This is a genomic window from Rhodanobacter soli (assembly GCF_039523495.1).
GTDB lineage: Bacteria > Pseudomonadota > Gammaproteobacteria > Xanthomonadales > Rhodanobacteraceae > Rhodanobacter > Rhodanobacter soli.
Genome location: NZ_BAAAFK010000001.1, coordinates 1,628,319 through 1,647,470, shown reverse-complemented (window position 1 = coordinate 1,647,470; position 19,152 = coordinate 1,628,319). Strand labels below are relative to the sequence as shown.

The window sequence follows — 19,152 nt, the reverse complement described above, 5'->3', positions numbered from 1 at the left end:
CCGGCCCCGGGAGGCCGGCAAAAGTGACGCAATAACTTTCGACTTATGCCCGAGCCGGGCGACTGCGGCATATGCCGCAAGTCATGCATGCGACACTCAGCGCACCGGCACGCCCAGCTCCTGCAGCAGCCACGGCGCCGGATAAACCTTGTCCATCAGCCAGCGCATGTAGCGCATGTCGACGTGGATTGCCCGCTTGTAACGCGGATCGAACATCCAGCTGGCGCTGACCGCCTCCCAGTTGCTGTCGAAATTCAGCCCGACCAGTTCGCCCTTCGCATTCAGCACCGGCGAGCCGGAATTGCCGCCGGTGGTGTCGAGGTTGCTGAGGAAATTCACCGGCATGGTGCCGGACTTCGGATCCAGGTAACCGGCGTAGTCGCCCTCGGCGATCGCGTCGAGCAGCGGCTTCGGCGCATCGAACGGCACCACGCCGGTGTTCTTCTCGACGATGCCGGCGGTGCTGGTCAGCGGCTCGTAGCCCACCGCGTCTCGCGCCTTCAGCGGGGTGACCTTGCCGTAGCTCACGCGCAAGGTGGAGTTCGCATCCGGATAGACCGCGCGGCCCTGCTGCTCGCGATAGGCGATCAGTGCCTGCATGTAGGCCGGGCGCAGACGCAGCAGGTCGCCGTCGCGTGCCTTGCGTTCGTCGTCGATGCGCAGCAGCGCAGGCTGCAGCTTCGCCGCCAGTTGCAGCAGGCTGTCGTCGGCCGTGGCCAGCTCCGTTGCGTCAGTGTCCATCCAACGCAGGCGCTGCGCCTCGTCGCCGAGTCTGGTGGTGGCGTAAACGCGATCCAGGATAGCTGTCAGCTCGGCCGCGGTACGGCCGAACGCGGCATCGAACTCCGCCACGTGCTGCGCGGCGGGCAATTGCTGGTAACGGGTCAGCAGCGCGCTCAGCAGGCGCTTCTCGACGGCCGGATCGTAGCGGCGCTGCACTTGCCGCAGTTGGCTGGCGATCAGCTCCTCGTCGCGCTGCTGGTAGCCGTCCTCGCGCTCGGCATCGGGCTTGGCGCGCTCGTACGCGAGCCGCTGCAGGCGCAGCGCCGAGCGCATCAGCTGGGTCTGCGACTGGATCAGGCCGAACAACAGGTCGCGCTCGCGGGTGGCCTTGCCGTCGGCGATCAGGTTCATCGCCGCGTCGATCTGCGGACGCAGCGACTTCGCCGTACCCTGCTTGTCCAGCCAGGCCAGCATCGCCGCTTCATCCTTTTGCCGCACGCTGACCGCGTCGCTGCGCTGGAGGCCTTCCAGCTCGCCGCTGAAACGCTTGATGCCATTCTTCAGCGACTGCAGCTGCGAGGCGTAGCGGATTTTCGCCTGCTCGTCCGCCGCACCGGCATCCTCGATCGCGTCCTGCAGCTGCTTCATCGCCGCCACCGCCGCCGGCAGGCGCCACTGCACCTGGTCGGCGAACTCGGCAGCACTGCGATGGCGATAAGTGGTACCGGGATAGCCGGCGAGCATCACGTAATCGCCGGCGTTGACGCCTTCGCGGGCGATCTGCAGATGCGCGGGCGGCGTGTAGGGCTTGTTGTCCTTCGAGTAATCCGCCGGCTTGCCGTCCGGCCCGACGTAGGCACGCAGCACGGTGAAGTCGCCGCTGTGGCGCGGCCACATGAAATTGTCCACCTCGTCGCCGTAGTTGCCGATCGCGCGCGGCGGCGCGTAGACCAGCCGTACGTCGCGCAGCTCCAGCTGCTTCACCAGGTAGAAGTCGCGACCGTAGAACATGTTGGCGACACTGCAGCGCATGCCGTCCTCGCGTTCGCAGGCGGCGACCAGCGTCTTGCTCGCCGCATCCACCGCGTCGTAATAAGCCCGACCGGTCTTGCCGCGGGCGTGGGCCAATACCTGGTCGGTGACCTGGTCGAAGCCGACCGTGACGCGCAGGCGGAAGTCCGGATTGGCCGGCAGTTCCTCGCTGCGATTGCCCGCCACATAACCCTGCTCGATCAGGTTGCGCTGCGCGTTGCTGTTGTACTGGATCACCCCGAACGCGACGTGGTGGTTGGTCAACACCAGGCCCTGGTCGCTGACGAAGGCGCCGGTAGCGCCACCGACCTTGACCACCGCGCTGAGCGGCGGACGGGTCAGTTCGGCCAGCGCCGCAGGGTCGCCTTGGTAGCCGGCGACCTTCAACTGCTGGCCGATCGACGGCAGTTGCGACGGCATCCACATGCCCTCGTCCGCCTGTGCCAGCGGGCTGAGTGACATCGCCACCGCAGTGGACCACAGCATCCTTTTCAATCGCATCGAATCCGCCCTCGTGAGCCATCGCATAAACTTGCGACCATAGTTTGCCGGGGCGCCGCCGGCAAGATGTCCGCGCGAAAGCCGCCACCGGCGAGCGCGTTCTATAATTGCCGTTTCCCCGCCCGCTTCGCGAGCCAACCGATGGATTCCCCATGCCGCAGACGATGAAAGCCCTGGTCAAGCGCAAGCCCGAACAGGGCATCTGGATGGAAGAAGTGCCGCTGCCGCAGGTCGGCCCGAACGAGGTGCTGATCAAGATCGAGAAGACCGCGATCTGCGGCACCGACCTGCACATCTACAAGTGGGACGAGTGGAGCCAGCGCACGATCAAGCCGGGCCTCACCATCGGCCACGAGTTCGTCGGTCGCATCGCGGAGATCGGCCCCGGCGTGACCGGCTACAAGATCGGCGATCGCGTCTCGGCCGAAGGTCACATCGTCTGCGGCCATTGCCGCAACTGCCGCGCCGGCCGCCAGCACCTGTGCCCGAACACGATCGGCATCGGCGTGAACCGCAACGGCGCGTTTGCCGAATACATGACCATGCCGGCCTCGAACCTGTGGCCGATCCCGGACCAGATCCCGTCCGAGCTGGCCGCGTTCTTCGATCCGTATGGCAACGCCGCGCACTGCGCGCTGGAATTCGACATGATCGGCGAGGACGTGCTGATCACCGGCGCCGGCCCGATCGGCATCATCGCCGCCGGCATCGCCAAGCACGTGGGCGCGCGCAACGTGGTGGTCACCGACGTCAACGACTATCGCCTGAAGCTGGCCGCCGACATGGGCGCCACCCGCGTTGTCAACGTGTCCAAGCAGTCGCTGAAAGACGTGATGAAGGACCTGCACATGGAGGGCTTCGACGTGGGCCTGGAGATGAGCGGCAACCCGCGCGCGTTCAACGACATGCTCGACTGCATGTACCACGGCGGCAAGATCGCCCTGCTCGGCATCCAGCCCAAGGGTGCCGGCATCGACTGGGATCGGGTGATTTTCAAGGGCCTCACGCTGCAGGGCATCTACGGCCGGCGCATGTATGAGACCTGGTACAAGATGACCCAGATGGTGCTGACCGGTTTCCCGCTGCAGAAAGTGCTGACCCACCAGATCCATATCGACGACTTCCAGAAAGGCTTCGACCTGATGGATGCCGGCACCTGCGGCAAGGTCGTCTGTTCCTGGCATTGAGCCACGACACAACGGTCAGTCGTTGCACGATCCGAACCACTGACCCTGACCGCTCGCGACCTGTCTGAAGGCCGCGGGCGGTGTTCCCGCGTTAAGCCCGGTCGCGGTAGATTCCGCTAGCGGCCTGCCCAGCCACGAAGGCGAAGCGGGCCAAACCAAGCCATTCAGCATTTCCAGGGAGTCGGTATGTCCGGGTCGAGCTTGTCGCGGCTGCGCGCGTCTTTGCGTGCAGCCTGGGGTTCCGCACGCACGCGTGCGCAACAGCTGAGTCACTCACGGCGCGCCCGCCGTATCGCCGCGATTCTCGCCGCCGTGCTGCTGGTCTACGCCCTGCTCGGCTTCCTTGCCGCCCCGCCACTGCTGCGCAACTACCTGCAGAACCATTCCGTGGAGACGTTGGGACGGCCGCTGAGTCTCGGCCAGGTGCGCTTCAATCCGTTCACGCTGAACCTGCGGGTCGACAAGCTGCACCTGCCCGAGGCGGACGGCCAGACCCCGTTCGTCGACATCGACCAGCTCACGGTCAATGCGTCGTGGAGCTCGCTGTTCCACCTGGCCCCGGTGCTGGACGAACTGCGGCTCGATCAGCCACGGATCGCCATCACGCGGGGCAAGGACCAGCGCTTCAACTTCACCGACCTGATCGAACGCTTCACCGCGAAACCGGCGCCGGCGGACAGCCAGCCGGCACGATTCTCGCTCTCCAACATCAGCGTCCACGGCGGCGACATCCGCTTCGACGACCGCCTGCTGGACGCGCAGCACCATGTCGAGAAGCTCGAACTGGGCATCCCGTTCCTGGCCAACCTGCCCAGCTCCGCTGACATCTTCGTGCAGCCACTGCTGGCCATGACGGTCGACGGCAGCCCGCTGCGCATCGACGGCCAGACCAAGCCGTTCGCCAGCAATCGCGAGTCGACCATCGGCTTCCAGCTCGACCGGCTCGACCTGCCGCGCTACCTCGGCTACGTGCCGGCGGCGATGCCGGTGGCGATTCCCAAGGGTCTGCTCAGCGGCAAGCTGTCCCTGCACTTCGTGCAGACGCAGCCGACGCCGCAGCTGCAGCTCACCGGCAACCTGCAAGTGGACGACCTCGTGCTCGACAGCAGCCGCGGCGAAGCCATCGCCCGGCTGGGACACGGCAACATCGAACTGACCGACGTGCAACCGCTGGTCTCGCGCTACCACTTCGGTGCGATGCAGCTGGAGCGCGCCGCGCTGTTCTACACACAGCGTGCCGGCGGCCACAGTAACCTCGATACCCTCATGTCGCCTCCGGCCAACGCCGATGACAAGGCGCCGCCCACCGACCTGCGCATCGCTGCGCTCACGCTGCAGGACAGTGCGCTCACCTACACCGATGCCAGCCAGGCCAAGCTGCAGCTGACCAAACTGCACGGCAACCTGCTCGGCCTGGGCACGATCGCCGGACCGGCCGGCAAGCTCGACCTGTCCAGTCAGTTCGCCGGCGGCAACCTCGGCATGCGGGGCGACGTCGATCTCGCCGCCAGCCATTACGCCGGCACGCTCGAACTGAAACAGGTGGCACTTGCGCCGCTGCAGGCACTGGCCGCATCCGCCACCGCCGCACGCATCGCGAAAGGCAAGCTCGACGCCAGCGGGCAGCTGCGGCTGGACTGGGGCAAGGCATTCAATGTGCGCATCGGGCCGGCCCGACTCGGCGTCAGCGATTTCGCGCTGGAACCGCAGGTCAAGGGACAGGCCGTGCCGGTGGCCTGGCGCAAGCTGGATGCCGGCATCGTCAGCCTCGATCTGGCCGCCCGCAACGCGCAACTGAACAAGGTCACGGCGAACGGCCTGCAGATCGACGCGGTGCGCGAGCGCGACAACCGAGTCGACCTGGCTAGCCTGTTCGCCAGCAAGCACGCCGCATCCAGCAACGACGAAGGTCCGGCATGGCGCTGGAGCATCGCCCGCCTCGGTCTCGAACAGGGTTCGCTGCGCCTCACCGACCGCAGCATCGATGGCGCCAAGCCGATACCGCTGCTCATCGAAGCGCTCAACGGCACTATCGAAGAACTCAGCGACAAGCTCGACCAGCCGCGCCGGATCAAGCTGGAAGGCCGCATCAACAAAGGCAGCTTCGCCGCCACGGGCACGGTGCAGCCACTGCCCACGGTGGCCGACCTGCAAGTGGTCACCAAGCGGCTCGACGTCGCCGGCTTCGTGCCCTATGCCAGCGTGCCGTTGAACGTGCAGGTCACCAGCGCGCGCCTCAGCAGCGCCGGCAAGCTGCACTACGACGGCCGTCGATCCGAGCCACGCTTCGACTTCAAGGGCGACGCTGCGTTCGAGCGCGTGCGCATGCAGGACAAGCTCACCGGCGACGACTTCATGCGCTGGCGCTCGCTGCGCGGCTCGCGCATCGACCTGCGTTACGGCGAGGGCACGCCACGCGTGCATATGGGCGGACTGGTACTGGATGCGTTCTACGCGCGCGTCATCGTCAACAGCAACGGGCGCCTGAACCTGTCGGACGTGATCTCCACTGGCGAGCAGGCGCCGGTATCGGTGACACGTGCCGCGAACAACGCACCGGCGGCGCCGCAGCCGGTGTCCGGCGCATCCACGACGCCCGCCGCGGACGTCCATATCGGCGAAGTCACCCTGGCCAATGGCCAGCTCAACTACACCGACAACTTCATCAAGCCCAACTACACCGCCAACCTCACCAGCCTCACCGGCAGGATCGGTGCGTTCGGCACTACGGCCGGCGAACCGCCGGCGGAACTGGTAGCGCAGGCGAAGCTGGACGATGCCTCGCCGGTGGACATCAGCGGCAGCATCAACCCGCTGGTGCCGGTGGCCTTCCTCGACATCAAGGGCAAGGCGACCGACGTCGAGCTGACCCGGCTCAGCGCCTACTCCGGCAAGTACACCGGCTACCCCATCACCAAGGGCCGACTGACCGCCGACGTGCACTACCTGCTGGAGCAGGGCAAGCTCACCGCCGACAACCACATCTTCATCACCCAGCTGACCTTCGGCGAGCGCACGGACAGCCCGGGCGTGTCGCACCTGCCGGTGAAGCTGGCGGTGGCCCTGCTGAAGGATGCCGAGGGCAATATCGACGTGAACGTGCCGGTGTCCGGCTCGCTGGACGATCCGCAGTTCAGCCTCGGCAGCATGATCATGCGCGCGTTCGGCAACCTCATCGCCAAGGCGGCCACCGCGCCGTTCCGCCTGCTCGCCTCGGCGTTCGGCGGCGGCCACGAGGATCTCGGCTACGTCGAGTTCGCGCCGGGCTCGGCCGTGCTGGATGGGTCCGCCAAGGATCGCCTTGGCCAGATCGTGCAGATGCTCGGCCGCAAGCCCGCACTCACCCTGGACATCAGCGGCCGGGTGGATCCGTCGCTGGACGAAGCCGGCTTGCGCAAGGTGACCGTGGACGACCTGGTTCGCCGTGAAAAACTCGCCAAGGAGTCGGGCGACGAGGCCGCCGCGGACGCCGCGGCGACGACGCTGACCGAGGTGACAGTGACGCCCGACGAATACGAGCGCTATCTGCGACGCGCCTACCGCCATGCCGACTTCGAGAAACCGAAGAACGTCCTCGGCCTCAGCAAGTCGCTGGAACCGGACGAAATGCGCAGCCTGCTGGAAACCCACGTGGACACGGACGCCGCCGCGATGCGCGCGCTGGCCGAGCGCCGCGCCGCCGCCGTGCAGGACTGGCTGCACGGCAAGCTGGACGACAAGCGGATCGCGATCAAGCCACCTAGGCTCGACGCCTCGGGCATCAATGACAAGGGCAAGAGCACGCGCGCGGATTTCGGTCTGCATTGATCGTCGCGCAGCGCGATCCGCATGCGCGACGATCGGCTGGGGTCCTACAATGGCGCTTTGCCCACCGCCGGAATTCCCCATGAGCTACTCAGCCAAGGCGCGCTACGCCAGCGAACTCGACGCCATCCGCGAACAGGGCCTGTTCAAGGCCGAGCGCATCATCACCTCGCCGCAATCGGCCGAGATCGAGCTGGAAGGCGGTCGCAAGGTGCTGAACTTCTGCGCCAACAACTACCTCGGCCTCGCCGATCACCCCGAAGTGATCCAGGCCGCCAAGGACGCGCTGGATACGCACGGCTTCGGCATGGCCAGCGTGCGCTTCATCTGCGGCACGCAGGATCTGCACAAGCAGCTGGAAGCGAAGATTGCGGCGTTCTTCGGCACCGAGGACACCATCCTCTACGCCGCCTGCTTCGACGCCAACGGCGGCCTGTTCGAACCGCTGCTGGGCGAGGAAGACGCGGTGATCTCCGACGCGCTGAACCACGCCTCGATCATCGACGGCATCCGCCTGTGCAAGGCCAAGCGCTTCCGCTACGCCAACAGCGACATGGCCGACCTGGAGAAGCAGCTGCAGGCGGCCGACGCCGCCGGCGCACGCACCAAGCTGATCAGCAGCGACGGCGCGTTCTCGATGGACGGATTCATCGCCAAGCTCGACCAGATCACCGCACTGGCCGCGAAATACGACGCGATGGTGCACATCGACGAATGCCACTGCACCGGCTTCCTCGGCGATACCGGCCGCGGCTCGGCCGAAGTCAACGGCGTGATGGACAAGATCGACATCTTCACCGGCACCCTGGGCAAGGCGCTCGGCGGCGCGCTGGGCGGCTTCACCACCGGCCGCAAGGAAGTGATCGAGCTGCTGCGCCAGCGCTCGCGGCCGTACCTGTTCTCCAACTCGCTGCCGCCGCACGTGGTCGCCGCCGCGATCAAGGTATTCGACATGCTGGCCAGCGCCGGCGACCTGCGCGACAGGCTCAAGGAAAACACGCGCTACTTCCGCGAGCAGATGACCGCCGCCGGCTTCGACATCAAACCGGGCGTGCACCCGATCGTGCCGGTGATGATCTACGACGCACCGAAGGCGCAGGCGATGGCCACCGCCCTGCTCGAGGAAGGCATCTACGTCACCGGCTTCTTCTACCCGGTGGTACCGCAAGGCCAGGCACGCATCCGCACGCAGATGAGCGCGGCGCACACCCGCGAGCATCTCGATCGGGCGATTGCCGCGTTCACCAAGGTGGGTCGGAAGCTCGGTGTGATCGGCGGCTGACGGCACTCAGCCTTTACGGGTGTCGAGCGCCCCCACTTCGCCTGCACTCAGCTGACGCCACTGCCCCTTCGCCAGCTCGCCCAACGCAAGCGGCCCGATCGCCACCCGGATCAGCCGCAGCACGTCGAAACCCAGAGCAGCGAGCAACCGGCGGATATGCCGGTTGCGACCTTCGTCCAGCACCACCTCAAGCCAGGCATTCTTCTCGCCCGCACGCAACAGCGTCGCCCGGCGCGCCTTCAGCAGGTCGCCAGCATCGTCGATACCCGCCAGCATCGCGGCCAGTACCGCTGCGTCCGGCTGACCGGCCACCTGTACGTGGTAGGTCTTGTCCAGGTGCGTGGCCGGATCGGTGATGCCAGCCGCCCAGGTAGTGTCATTGCTCAACAACAGCAGGCCTTCGCTGGCCTTGTCCAGCCGACCGACCGGCCCCAGCCACGGCAAGCCCGCAGCAGCCAGCGCGGTGTAGACCGTCGCGCGGCCGTGCTCGTCGGCCGCGCTGACCACGAGCCCCCGTGGTTTGTTGAAGGCGACGTAGACGCACTCAGCTTTTTTCACCGGCTGTCCATCGACGGTGATCTGCTGCCGATCGAGCAGGGTCGGATGATACGGATCGCGGACCACGCGTCCATCCAGTCCGACGCGGCCGGCACGAATCCATTGCTCGGCCTGGCTGCGCGAGCAGGCACCCAGCTTGGACAGCACGCGGGCCAGCCCATGCCGCGGCGGCTGCACGGTGGATACAGCGTGACGGGCGGGACGCAAGGAAGACGGGCGAGGCATCGCGCTAGCGTATAGGGCGGAGCCGCAGTACGACAAGAAATGTATCGCCGCATCGACGGCTGACAAGCAAAAAAAACCCGGCCGGAGCCGGGTTTTTTTCATTGCTGCGTTACTGCGGTTCGATTACTGCTGAACCTGCAGCTCCGTGCGACGGTTCTGCGCGCGACCGGCGTCGGTGGCGTTGTCACCGATCGGGTTGCTCTCGCCGTGGCCGATCGGGCCTTCCAGACGGCTGGCATCGATGCCATGGCTGGTCAGGTAGTTGTAGACGATCGAGGCGCGACGCTCGGACAGGGCCTGGTTGTACTCATCGGTGCCCTTCGAGTCGGTGTAACCGGCAACCGTCACCTTCACCTGCGGGTAACGCTGCAGGGTGTCGATGGCCTGGTTCAGCACGGCGATCGAATCGGCGCTCGGCTCGGCCAGCGACTTCGAGATGTCGGTCTCACCCTTCTTCGGGCGATCGTACTTGAAGTTCACGCCGCGCAGGTCGATCACGACCTTCTGCGGGCAGCCGTCCGGACCGACGATCGTGCCGGCGGCAGTGCCCGGGCACTTGTCGTCGCAGTCGTTGACGCTGTCGCCGTCGCTGTCCATCGTCGAGCAATCGGCCGGCGGCGGGGTTGCAGCGACCGGAGCGGCCGCAGCGGCAGCCGGAGCGCCGAAGCGCGACACGATGCTGAAGCCCAGGAACCAGTCGCCGTAACCGTTCTGCGAGGGCTGGGTCTTGTTGTCCCAGTCATAACGGTAACCGGCTTCGATACGCACGTCGGAGCTGTCGGTAATCGTCTTGGAGACGCCGCCGCCCAGTTCAGCCGCCGGGGACCAGCCGCTGTCGCCGCTGCTGTGATGGTTGCTGCCCATCACGCCAGCCAGCAGGTACGGACGCCAGGCGTTCCAGTCACCCGCATAGAAACGCACTGCGGCGCCAACAGCGTTGTTGGACCAATTGCCGCCACCGTCCGCTTTGCGCTTGGTGCGATCCGCAAAAACGTCAATGGATGCATTCGGCGAAATGAAGCGACCCACACCCAGGCCGTAATAGAACTGACGGCTATTGGTGTTGCGATCGGTGTCGTTGTAATAACCACCCACGGTCGGTGCGATATACCAGCGACCGTCATAGGACGAGGTGGCCATATCCGAGGTTGTGGTATCGGCGGGAGCGGTGGTGGTGGTGTTCTGCGCATGAACGGCACCTACGCCGCCCAGGGCCAGCGCTATCAGAAAATACAAGCCCTTACGTTTCATCAGGTGTCTCCTCATTTGTTAGGTTTCGCGTCCGTTCAACCCCAACCGGAAATCGCGCGTCAGAACTGAACTACGTCACTCAGAGCTTTTACAGCCCCTGCTTGGCGTTATATGCGGCAAGCGGCGGGGATTGTAGCAAAATCGTTAAGCAGGGAGCGGTTTAACGACAATGGAACCATTTGCTGGTGAGGCTTCGTTCAGGAAAGTTTATTGGTTTTGCGCACAATTGAATCCTCCGGATTCGTGATGGCCTGGTACATGCAGTCCTCACGTCTGTCCGTTGGTTGAACGCCGAGCGGTTGGCAGGGTCGCAGCCTCCGCGGCTTCCGTCCCTGCCTTAATGTCCTACTCACATCGTCTTTACAATGTGAAGAGCGCCAGGAAGTGATGCAGAGGCATCGCGTCCAACTGCGTCGGATCCTTCGTCGCGGCCATGATCGCCTTGACCTGGTGCGCCGGCAGATGGCCGCGCATGGCGGCTTCGAACTTCTGCAGCAGTACCGGAATGCCTTCGGCGCGACGCTTGCGATGGCCGATCGGATAATCGATGGAAACTTTCTCGGTGCTGCTGCCGTCCTTGAAGAACACCTGCACCGAATTGCCGATATAGCGCTTGGCGGGGTCGAAGTAATCGCGCGTAAATTGCGGATTCTCGACAACCGTCATCTTGTCGCGCAGCGCGTCGATGCGTGGATCGGCAGCCACGTCGTCGTTGTAGTCGCTGGCCACCAGCCGACCGAAGATCAGCGGCACGGCCACCATGTACTGAATGCAGTGGTCGCGGTCGGCGTAGTTCGCCAGCGGGCCGGTCTTGTCGATGATGCGGCAGCCGGCTTCCTGCGTCTCGATGACGATCTTCTCGATCTGGTCGATCCTGTCAGCAACTTCACCATGCAGCTGCATCGCGCACTCCACCGCCGTCTGCGCGTGGAACTCGGCCGGGTAGCTGATCTTGAAGAGGACGTTTTCCATCACGTAGCTGCCGAACGGACGCTCAAACTCGAACGGCTTGCCCTTGAATGCCACGTCGTAGAAACCCCAGGTCTTCGCCGACAGCGCCGACGGATAGCCGACCACGCCGCGATAGACCGCGTTGATCGCATGAGTCACCGCGCGGCGGCAGGCGTCGCCGGCGGCCCAGCTCTTGCGCGGGCCGGTGTTCGGCGCATGGCGATAGGTGCGCAGCGCACCGTTGTCGATCCAGCTGTGTGACACGGCGGTGGTGATCTGTTCCTTGTTGCCGCCGAGCATCGCGGTGGCCACTGCGGTGGACGCCAGCCGCACCAGGATCACGTGGTCCTGGCCGACCCGGTTGAAACTGTTCAGCAGCGCGTAGCAACCCTGGATTTCGTGCGCCTTGATGGCGTAGGACAGCACGTCGCGCACGGTGAGCGGCTGGCCGCCCTCGCGCTCCGCCTTGCGGCTGAGGTAATCGCCCACCGCCAGGATGCTGCCGAGGTTGTCCGACGGATGGCCCCATTCGGCCGCCAGCCAGGTGTCGTTGAAATCGAGCCAGCGGATCTGCGTGCCGATGGCGAACGCGGCCTGCGCCGGGTCCAGTTCATGACTGGTGCCCGGCACGCGCGCACCACCCGGCAGCGTGGCGCCCGGCACCAGCGGACCAAGGTGTTTCACGCATTCGGGAAACTTCATCGCCAGCATGGCGGTACCGAGTGAATCCAGCAGCATGTAGCGCGCGGTGTCGTAGGCCTCCTTCGAGTCGATCTGGTAGTCGACGACGTAGTCGGCGATGTCGAGCAGCGGCTGATCGGGATCGGGACGGACGGCGGAACGGATGTCGTGCGCACTCATGACGGAATCTCGCGGCGGGGAAAACCGCCATTTTAGCCGACTGCGACGGCAAGGATGCTCTGTGCGTTGCTTGACCGCGACCATGCCGGCCACCGACAATCGCCACTCACCCAAAAGGGAGTAGTTCCCGCGGCAGGTTCGTCTGCCCCGGTGCGGTGATCGTCAACACGAGCGAATCTTCGCTCCGGTCATCCGGCAGTTATCTTGCGAACGAGACTTTTGCGGTGGTCACGGGCCGCGCGCGTCCGTGCCCACTGCATTCTCAGACGCGCATGGAAACCTGCATGGAATTTGGTCCCGACTTTCTCTCCGGCTTGCTGGCCATCATCCTGCTCGACCTCGTACTGGCTGGCGACAACGCCATCGTCATCGCCATGGCCGCCAGCCGCCTGCCCAAGGAACTGCAGAAGAAGGCGGTGTTCTGGGGCACGTTCGGTGCCGTCGCCGTTCGCTTCTCGCTCACCGCCGTCGTCGTCTACCTGCTCAAGCTGCCGGGATTGATGCTGGCCGGTGGCGTGCTGCTGCTGCCGATCGCCTGGAAATTGCTGAACCACGGCGACGATGAAGGCCCCAACATCAAGGCCGGCAATACGTTCTGGAGCGCGTTGCGCACAATCATCGCCGCCGACGCACTGATGGGCCTGGACAACGTGCTGGCGATTGCCGGCGCGTCGAAGGGACACCTGCTCCTGGTCATTCTCGGCCTGCTGATCAGCGTACCGCTGGTGGTCTGGGGTTCGACCCTGATCCTGAAGCTGATCGATCGCTTCCCCGTCATCATGTACATCGGCGCCGCCGCGATCGCGATCACGGCCGGGCGCATGATCGCGCACGACCATCTGCTCAGCGGCTGGTTCGACGCGCACAGCTGGGCGAAGTACGGCCTGGACGTGATGGCGGTGATCGGCATCTGCGGCGGCGGCTGGCTGCTGCAGCGGCGACGGCGGCGGCTGAAGCTGTCTGCTGCTGATTGAGGCCCTGCCGGTCGCCCGGCCGCGTTCGCCGAAAGCCTCGTGCGCACTCAGTACATCATCGGCACCCTGACCGTCACGGTGGCGTCGGGCGTGTCGCGGGTCACCCCCACGCCGAGCGTGAAGTTCATCGTGCGCTTGTCGTTGAAGCGATAGGAGCCGCCGAGCAGCAAGGTGCCCAGCACGCTCTTGGCCGATCCGGGCACGGTCTTGCCGTTCTGCTTGGTGATGCCGATGAAACTCTGGTCGTAGCCTATGCTGATCGACGCCTTGTCGTTCAACGCCAGGCCCATGCCGATGCTGACATCGGCAATGTCACCCACCCGCACCGTGCCCAGCGGCTCCTTGCCACCGAGCAGCACGGTGCGGCTGACGTTGTGGCGCGGGAAGTTGTGCAGGTAACTGAGGTTGCCGAAGAACACCACCGGATCGGACGGATACAACCAGGTAACGCCGGGCTGCAGCGAATAGAAACCCGAACCGGTCGGCAGCTGCAGCGGCAGCCCGGTGCCGGTCGCATTCTGCACGCAGCGGTTGACGCAATCGATGGTGACTTCGAACGGATCCCTGCCGGTGCGCGACTTGAAGCGCAGCCAGCCGATGTAGTACGGCTTGTCCGCGCCGCCATCATTGATCTGGTAACGGGCGGTGGCTTCGACATCGCCGATGCCGTGACCGCTGCTGGTGAAGACCTTGTCCGTGGCACTGCCGGTGAAGATCTCGCGACTGATCGTGTCGGTGTGGCCGTAGACATACGGTATCCGCAGTTCCATCTCCAGCCGGTTGCTGAGTCCGTAGCGCAGCGCGACCGCGCCGGTTTGCGTGGTCGTCTTGACCTGGCGCGCGTCGATCAGGCCGATCAGGATTGCCGGGATCACCGTGTAGCCGATCAGGGCGACCCGTTCCGCCGACGAGTAACCGAACTGATAGGAAGGCTCCACTACCAGCTTGCCGCGCGGAGTCAGTACGCCCGGCTGGTTGAAGATCGGTGCCACGGCCGGCGGCCGCTGATCGCGCTCGGGCGCCTGTCCCACCGTGCGAACCGGCGTCTGTCCGGCGGGCGCAGCATCGGCGGGCACTTCGCCAGCCGGCATCGGCAGCGCGCTGGCGCCCGGACCGCCTGCGCGGATGTTGCCGGCCCGCTGCTGCTCGAGCGTGTCGAGCCCGACCGCTCGCCGCAGTGCGCGGTAATCCGCCTGCTGCGACGCAAGCTCGCGCTTCATGGCCTCGATCTGCGCGTTCTGAACAGCTAGCTGGGCACGCATCGCGGCGATGCGCGCGTCCTGCTCGCGCATGCTCTGGCGGATTACCGTCGACAGTTCGCCCGAGCTCGTCGGCGGCAGCACCTCGGGCGACGGCGGATCCTGCGCGTTGGCCACTCCGCCAAGCAGCAACACCCCCGCACAAGCGGTCGAACACCTGCTTCGCCATGACTTGCGGGACATCGCGTTTCCTCGCTGGTCAAATGGATGCCCGACGACGGCGCAACCCTGGTTACATCCCGCCCGGGTCAGTGCCCGAGCGATCCGATCAGGCCGGCCTGCAGGCTTTGCTGCAGGTTCAGGCTGCGGAAGGCTATTTGGCTGTTCACCCCGACATTGATCATGGTCAGGCTGCGGATGTCCTGGTTGTCGAGGCTATTCTGGATCACCGTCGCGGCCGTCATCTGATTGAACGCAGACGTATCGACGCTGTTCCCCGCGCCGTTCCGGATCACGTTGACCGTGCCCGTGGCGGCAGCCAGGGCCGTGGCCTGGTCGGGCGTCATCCGGCCGATGTCCGGCACCTGCACGCTGTTGCTGGTGACCAGGTTGCCGTTGATGTAGACCGCACGCTCGATACCGAAGGACGCCAGCAGCCCGTTGCCGAAGTCGAACCCGCCGCGAACGGCGTCCAGACAGTGCCCGCTCACGGCGGCCGGCCAATGCGCCATCGGTGGCTCTTGTGCATGGGCAAGGCTGGCCGCCACCGGCAGGACAGCCAGTGCGAGGAAGTGTGAAAACTTGCTCAGGACAGGATTCATGGCGGCACTCAGATGTCCCCCGGACCACGCTTGGGCAGCGTGATGTTGCCCAGGCCGGCTCGGTCGATGACGGAATGGATGGGGGCCATCGGCGCAGCGCGCCAGTCGTCGCCGCTGTTGAATATCGCCAGGGCGCGCCGGTTGTGAATCACGAACACCAGGTGGTTCTTCCACGCCGCCTCGAACTGCGCGCGCGGAATCGAACGCGTGCCGCGGGCGGGATCACCCAGCAGGACGCGGCCCGCGCGCATGCCCTTGATCACCACGAAATGGTGGTAGCCCCTTTCGTCGATCAGCACGATGGCAGGCAGCCCTTCTTCCTGCAGCTTGTCCAGCGGCACCTGGAAACCGTCGGCCTCGAAACCGTTGGCCTGCAGGAAACGCTTGATGTCGAGCAGCGAGAAGCCTTCCCGGTTGATCTTCGGCTGGTTGCCGTGCGCATACATCTGCGCAAACGCCTGCTGTTCGTCCACCGGGTAGCCGTACTGGTAGGTGAGCAGGGTTGCCACGGCTGCCGAGCCGCAGCTGAAATCGTATTTCTGGCGAATCGTGTTGCGGTAGCGGATTTCCTTCAGGCTGGTCAGGTGCAGGCCATAACTGCCGCCCTGCACGCCGGGCAGCGCGACCGAGGAGGCCGCCAACGGCGCCGAAGCCAGTAGCCCGACGACGAACGCCGGGGCCAGCCAGCACACGTGGCGCAACCGGCCCGTCATGGCTGGAATTGCACATTGAGGATGGTGGCGTTCTGGATCAGCACGCCGTTGCCGGTGTTCTGGATCACCATCGGCACGCCGGCGGCGCCGTTGAAGGCGCCGTTGCCGATCACGTTCGATCCGGTCACCACATGGTCGACGGTGTTGTTTGTCACCGTGCCGTTCAGGGTGATGGTTTCGCTGACCTCATTGCCGCCACTGGACATCGCCAGGGCCGTGCTGTCCACGCCGCGGCCCCATCCATCAAGCGAGGCAGGCTTGGCGGAAGGCGTCGCCACGGTGGTTGCCGGAGACTGGGCCGCCGCCTGCGTCGCCGCTGCGCTCCACATCACCGCGCCAAGCAACAACATCGCGGGCCACGACATGAGATTCACTGTTCGCATGGTGCTGTCTCCTGTCTCCATGACGACTGCGTACGACGGGACATCCGCAAACGCCGATGGCATCGGCACCCGAAACGCTCTGCTCAGGAAGCACGGTGGAGCGCCAGGCGCCCCACCGCGCAAGGCTTCAGTCATGGACCAATGTTGAGGTTGGCCTGGACGTTCACGCTCTGCTGGATCAGCGAGCCGACGCCGCTGTTCTGCGCCATGACCGTGACGCCTGCCGCCGCCGCGGCCGCACCGTCCATATGGTTGGACATGTCGAACGTGCCGGCATCCACCGTGTTCGACCCGCCCGCACCACCGGTTCCGCCGGCACCGGCAATGCCTTCGCCGCCGGTTCCGGACGCGCCGCTGCCGCCGGCTCCGCCCATGCCGCCAGTGCTGTCAGCCGCACCGCTGCTGCCGCCGGTCGAAGTCGCCGCGCCGCTGCTTGCAGTCGCCGCACCACTGGTGCCTGCTCCACCGGCCCAGGTGCCGTTGCCGCCGGTCGCCGTTCCTCCGGTGCTGGATGCCCCGCGCGAGCGAGCCCGCGCATTGGCGTAGTTGTCGCCGCTCGAATCGCCGCCTTTCGCGCCGCTGAGTGCGCCGACATAGCCGCTGTCGGCACCCGATCCACCGGCATAACCGCTGTGCGAGCGGGCATTCCCGCCATCACCGCCCGAGCCACCGCGGCCACCGGAAGCCCAGCCGCCATAGCCGTCACCGCCTGAGCCGCCCCGGCCTCCATTGGCATCGCCGGAATTCCGGGCTACGTTGCCGATGTCGTGCGCGCGGATGTCGGTCACCATGCCATCGAGGCGACTGATCGCGATCGCCTTGTTGGTGTTGAACGAGGACGCTATCGACGAACTCGCCGTGCCACCGTTGTTGGCGGCCGCGCTGCCCTGTCCATCGGCGTAGGAATCGCCGTTGTTGTTGCGCTGACGCGAATGGGTGGAGTTGTCGGTTGAATTGTCAGTGGCTTGCACCGCAATGGAGTGCCGTTGGGCCGTCGCTCCGGCTGCGCCGGTCTGCGTATCGTCGGCCAAGGCAGGGAGCGTGAATCCCAAGCCAATGCATATTGCTGTCATTAAAAGAGTCTTTCGCATGTTTGTTCTCCCGAACGATGCGGTGACCCCCTGTTTTTGCTCGCTTTGGAGCAAACACCCCCAAGCAAGTTCCGAGCCACTGGGGGAAAGCTTCATCCGGGCCGATGCGACCCCGCGAAAAATCAGTCTCTTGGCAGACAAATCGGCCAGTGAGCTGCAAGTCGGTTCACGCACACGACATTGGCAACCGATTCCTCCTCGCAACATCTCTTGTCGCTGCCAGGCCGGCAAACCGCACTACAGCTTGGCTAGCGGCAGGAACCCGTCCGGGAACAAGGTGTTAACACCATGTAACAGAAGTGATACAGCGAGAGGGCTTCTCGCATCAGGCCGGAAGTGATCGTTCCACGAACAAGTTTTGATTCTGGAAATTTTCACCTCGCCGATACGCAAAGGGAGCCGCGCGGCTCCCTTTGCGTATCGGAAAACGTCTGCCTAGCGCTTGTCGATCGGCACGTAGGCCTGGTCTTCCGGGCCGGTGTAGTTCGCGCTGGGGCGGATGATCTTGCCGTCCTCGCGCTGCTCGATCACATGCGCACTCCAGCCGGAGGTGCGCGCGATCACGAACAGCGGCGTGAACATCGCGGTGGGCACGCCCATCATGTGGTACGCACTGGCCGAGAACCAGTCGAGGTTCGGAAACATCTTCTTGACCTCGCCCATCACCTTCTCGATCCGCTCGGAAACATCGAACAGGGTCGGATTGCCGCCGTCGGTGCACAGCTTGCGCGAGACTTCCTTGATGATCTCGTTGCGCGGATCGGACACCGTGTAAACCGGGTGACCGAAGCCGATGATGATTTCCTTGCGCTCGACACGGGCGCGGATATCGGCCTCCGCCTCGTTGGCACTGCGGTAACGCGCGATGATCTCCATCGCCACCTCGTTCGCGCCGCCGTGCTTCGGGCCGCGCAGCGCGCCGATCGCGCCGGTGATCGCCGAGTAGATGTCCGAACCGGTGCCGGCGATGACGCGCGCGGCGAAAGTCGAGGCATTGAACTCGTGCTCGGCGTACAACACCAGCGACTTGTCCAGCGCCTGCGCATGCAGCTCGCTCGGCTTTTTGCCATGCAGCAGGTGCAGGAAGTGCGCGGCGATCGAGTCGTCGTCGGTCTGCGTCTCGATGCGCTTGCCGTTGTGACTGAAGTGGTACCAGTACAGCAGCATCGAGCCGAAGCTGGCCATCAGGCGATCGGCGATGTCACGCGCACCGGTGAGGTTGTGGTCGTCCTTCTCCGGCAGCACGGTGCCGAGCACCGAGCAGCCGGTGCGCAGCACGTCCATCGGATGAGTGGCGGCCGGCAGCAGTTCCATCGCGGCCTTGACCGGCGCCGGCAGGCCGCGCAGGCGCTTCAGCCGCGAGCGGTAGTTGTTCAGCTCGGTCCAGTTCGGCAGTACGCCGTGCACCAGCAGGTAGGCCACCTCCTCGAAGCAGCCCTTGGCGGCCAGGTCGTGGATGTCGTAGCCGCGGTAATGCAGGTCATTGCCGCTGCGGCCGACCGTGCACAGCGCGGTGTTGCCCGCGGCCACGCCGGACAAGGCGACGGATTTCTTGGCCTTGGGTAGGACTTGCTCGCTCATCGAAAATCTCCAGGG

Annotated in this window: 14 protein-coding genes; 4 read left to right on the top strand and 10 right to left on the bottom strand. The window is 65.3% G+C overall.

Annotation, left to right across the window (positions count from 1 at the left end):
* Positions 1-96: 96 nt before the first annotated feature.
* On the bottom strand, positions 97-2,256 hold the full coding sequence (locus ABD024_RS07440; protein WP_343851186.1) for a S46 family peptidase: 2,160 nt from the start codon (positions 2,254-2,256) through the stop codon (positions 97-99).
* Positions 2,257-2,420: 164 nt separating this feature from the next.
* On the opposite strand from ABD024_RS07440, the gene tdh reads away from it, so the two are divergent.
* The 3 genes from tdh (at position 2,421) to kbl (ending at position 8,529) form a co-directional block, all read left to right on the top strand.
* On the top strand, positions 2,421-3,443 hold the full coding sequence (tdh, locus tag ABD024_RS07435) for an L-threonine 3-dehydrogenase (RefSeq protein WP_343854540.1): 1,023 nt from the start codon (positions 2,421-2,423) through the stop codon (positions 3,441-3,443).
* Between the two features lie 186 nt (positions 3,444-3,629).
* A complete protein-coding gene (locus tag ABD024_RS07430; RefSeq protein ID WP_343851184.1) occupies positions 3,630-7,250 on the top strand; it encodes a DUF748 domain-containing protein in 3,621 nt (1,206 codons plus the stop codon).
* Positions 7,251-7,329: 79 nt separating this feature from the next.
* Entirely contained in the window at positions 7,330-8,529 is a 1,200-nt protein-coding gene (kbl, locus tag ABD024_RS07425) for a glycine C-acetyltransferase (protein WP_343851182.1), read from the top strand.
* Positions 8,530-8,535: 6 nt separating this feature from the next.
* Here kbl and ABD024_RS07420 read toward each other — a convergent pair whose 3' ends face one another.
* The 3 genes from ABD024_RS07420 to ABD024_RS07410 form a co-directional block, all read right to left on the bottom strand.
* Positions 8,536-9,312 (bottom strand): pseudouridine synthase, encoded by a 777-nt coding sequence (locus ABD024_RS07420; RefSeq protein WP_343854537.1) that lies wholly within the window; start codon positions 9,310-9,312, stop codon positions 8,536-8,538.
* Between the two features lie 123 nt (positions 9,313-9,435).
* Positions 9,436-10,563: an OmpA family protein gene (locus ABD024_RS07415; RefSeq protein ID WP_343851180.1), complete on the bottom strand. Its 1,128-nt coding sequence runs from the start codon at positions 10,561-10,563 to the stop codon at positions 9,436-9,438.
* Between the two features lie 360 nt (positions 10,564-10,923).
* The gene (locus ABD024_RS07410) at positions 10,924-12,375 is read right to left on the bottom strand and encodes a bifunctional 2-methylcitrate dehydratase/aconitate hydratase (RefSeq protein WP_343851178.1); all 1,452 of its coding nucleotides are present in this window, start codon (positions 12,373-12,375) and stop codon (positions 10,924-10,926) included.
* Positions 12,376-12,659: 284 nt separating this feature from the next.
* Here ABD024_RS07410 and ABD024_RS07405 point away from each other — a divergent pair, with 284 nt between their 5' ends.
* A complete protein-coding gene (locus ABD024_RS07405; RefSeq protein WP_343851175.1) occupies positions 12,660-13,349 on the top strand; it encodes a TerC family protein in 690 nt (229 codons plus the stop codon).
* Between the two features lie 47 nt (positions 13,350-13,396).
* Here the strand turns inward: ABD024_RS07405 and ABD024_RS07400 are convergent, their stop codons facing one another.
* The 6 genes from ABD024_RS07400 to prpC all read right to left on the bottom strand — a co-directional run bounded on the left by ABD024_RS07400 (position 13,397) and on the right by prpC (position 19,137).
* Positions 13,397-14,725 carry an acetate kinase gene (locus tag ABD024_RS07400; protein WP_343851173.1) on the bottom strand — a complete coding sequence of 443 codons (1,329 nt, stop codon included), beginning with the start codon at positions 14,723-14,725 and terminating at the stop codon, positions 13,397-13,399.
* A gap of 131 nt (positions 14,726-14,856) precedes the next feature.
* Positions 14,857-15,369: a hypothetical protein gene (locus tag ABD024_RS07395; RefSeq protein WP_343851171.1), complete on the bottom strand. Its 513-nt coding sequence runs from the start codon at positions 15,367-15,369 to the stop codon at positions 14,857-14,859.
* Between the two features lie 8 nt (positions 15,370-15,377).
* A complete protein-coding gene (locus ABD024_RS07390) occupies positions 15,378-16,082 on the bottom strand; it encodes a C39 family peptidase (RefSeq protein WP_343851169.1) in 705 nt (234 codons plus the stop codon).
* The gene (locus tag ABD024_RS07385; RefSeq protein ID WP_343851167.1) at positions 16,079-16,600 is read right to left on the bottom strand and encodes a hypothetical protein; all 522 of its coding nucleotides are present in this window, start codon (positions 16,598-16,600) and stop codon (positions 16,079-16,081) included. The genes ABD024_RS07390 and ABD024_RS07385 overlap by 4 nt, the downstream gene beginning before the upstream one ends.
* On the bottom strand, positions 16,597-17,652 hold the full coding sequence (locus ABD024_RS07380; RefSeq protein ID WP_343851165.1) for a hypothetical protein: 1,056 nt from the start codon (positions 17,650-17,652) through the stop codon (positions 16,597-16,599). Before ABD024_RS07380 ends, ABD024_RS07385 begins: the two co-directional genes overlap by 4 nt.
* A 339-nt stretch (positions 17,653-17,991) precedes the next feature.
* Entirely contained in the window at positions 17,992-19,137 is a 1,146-nt protein-coding gene (prpC, locus tag ABD024_RS07375; RefSeq protein ID WP_343851163.1) for a bifunctional 2-methylcitrate synthase/citrate synthase, read from the bottom strand.
* Between the last annotated feature and the right edge of the window lie 15 nt (positions 19,138-19,152).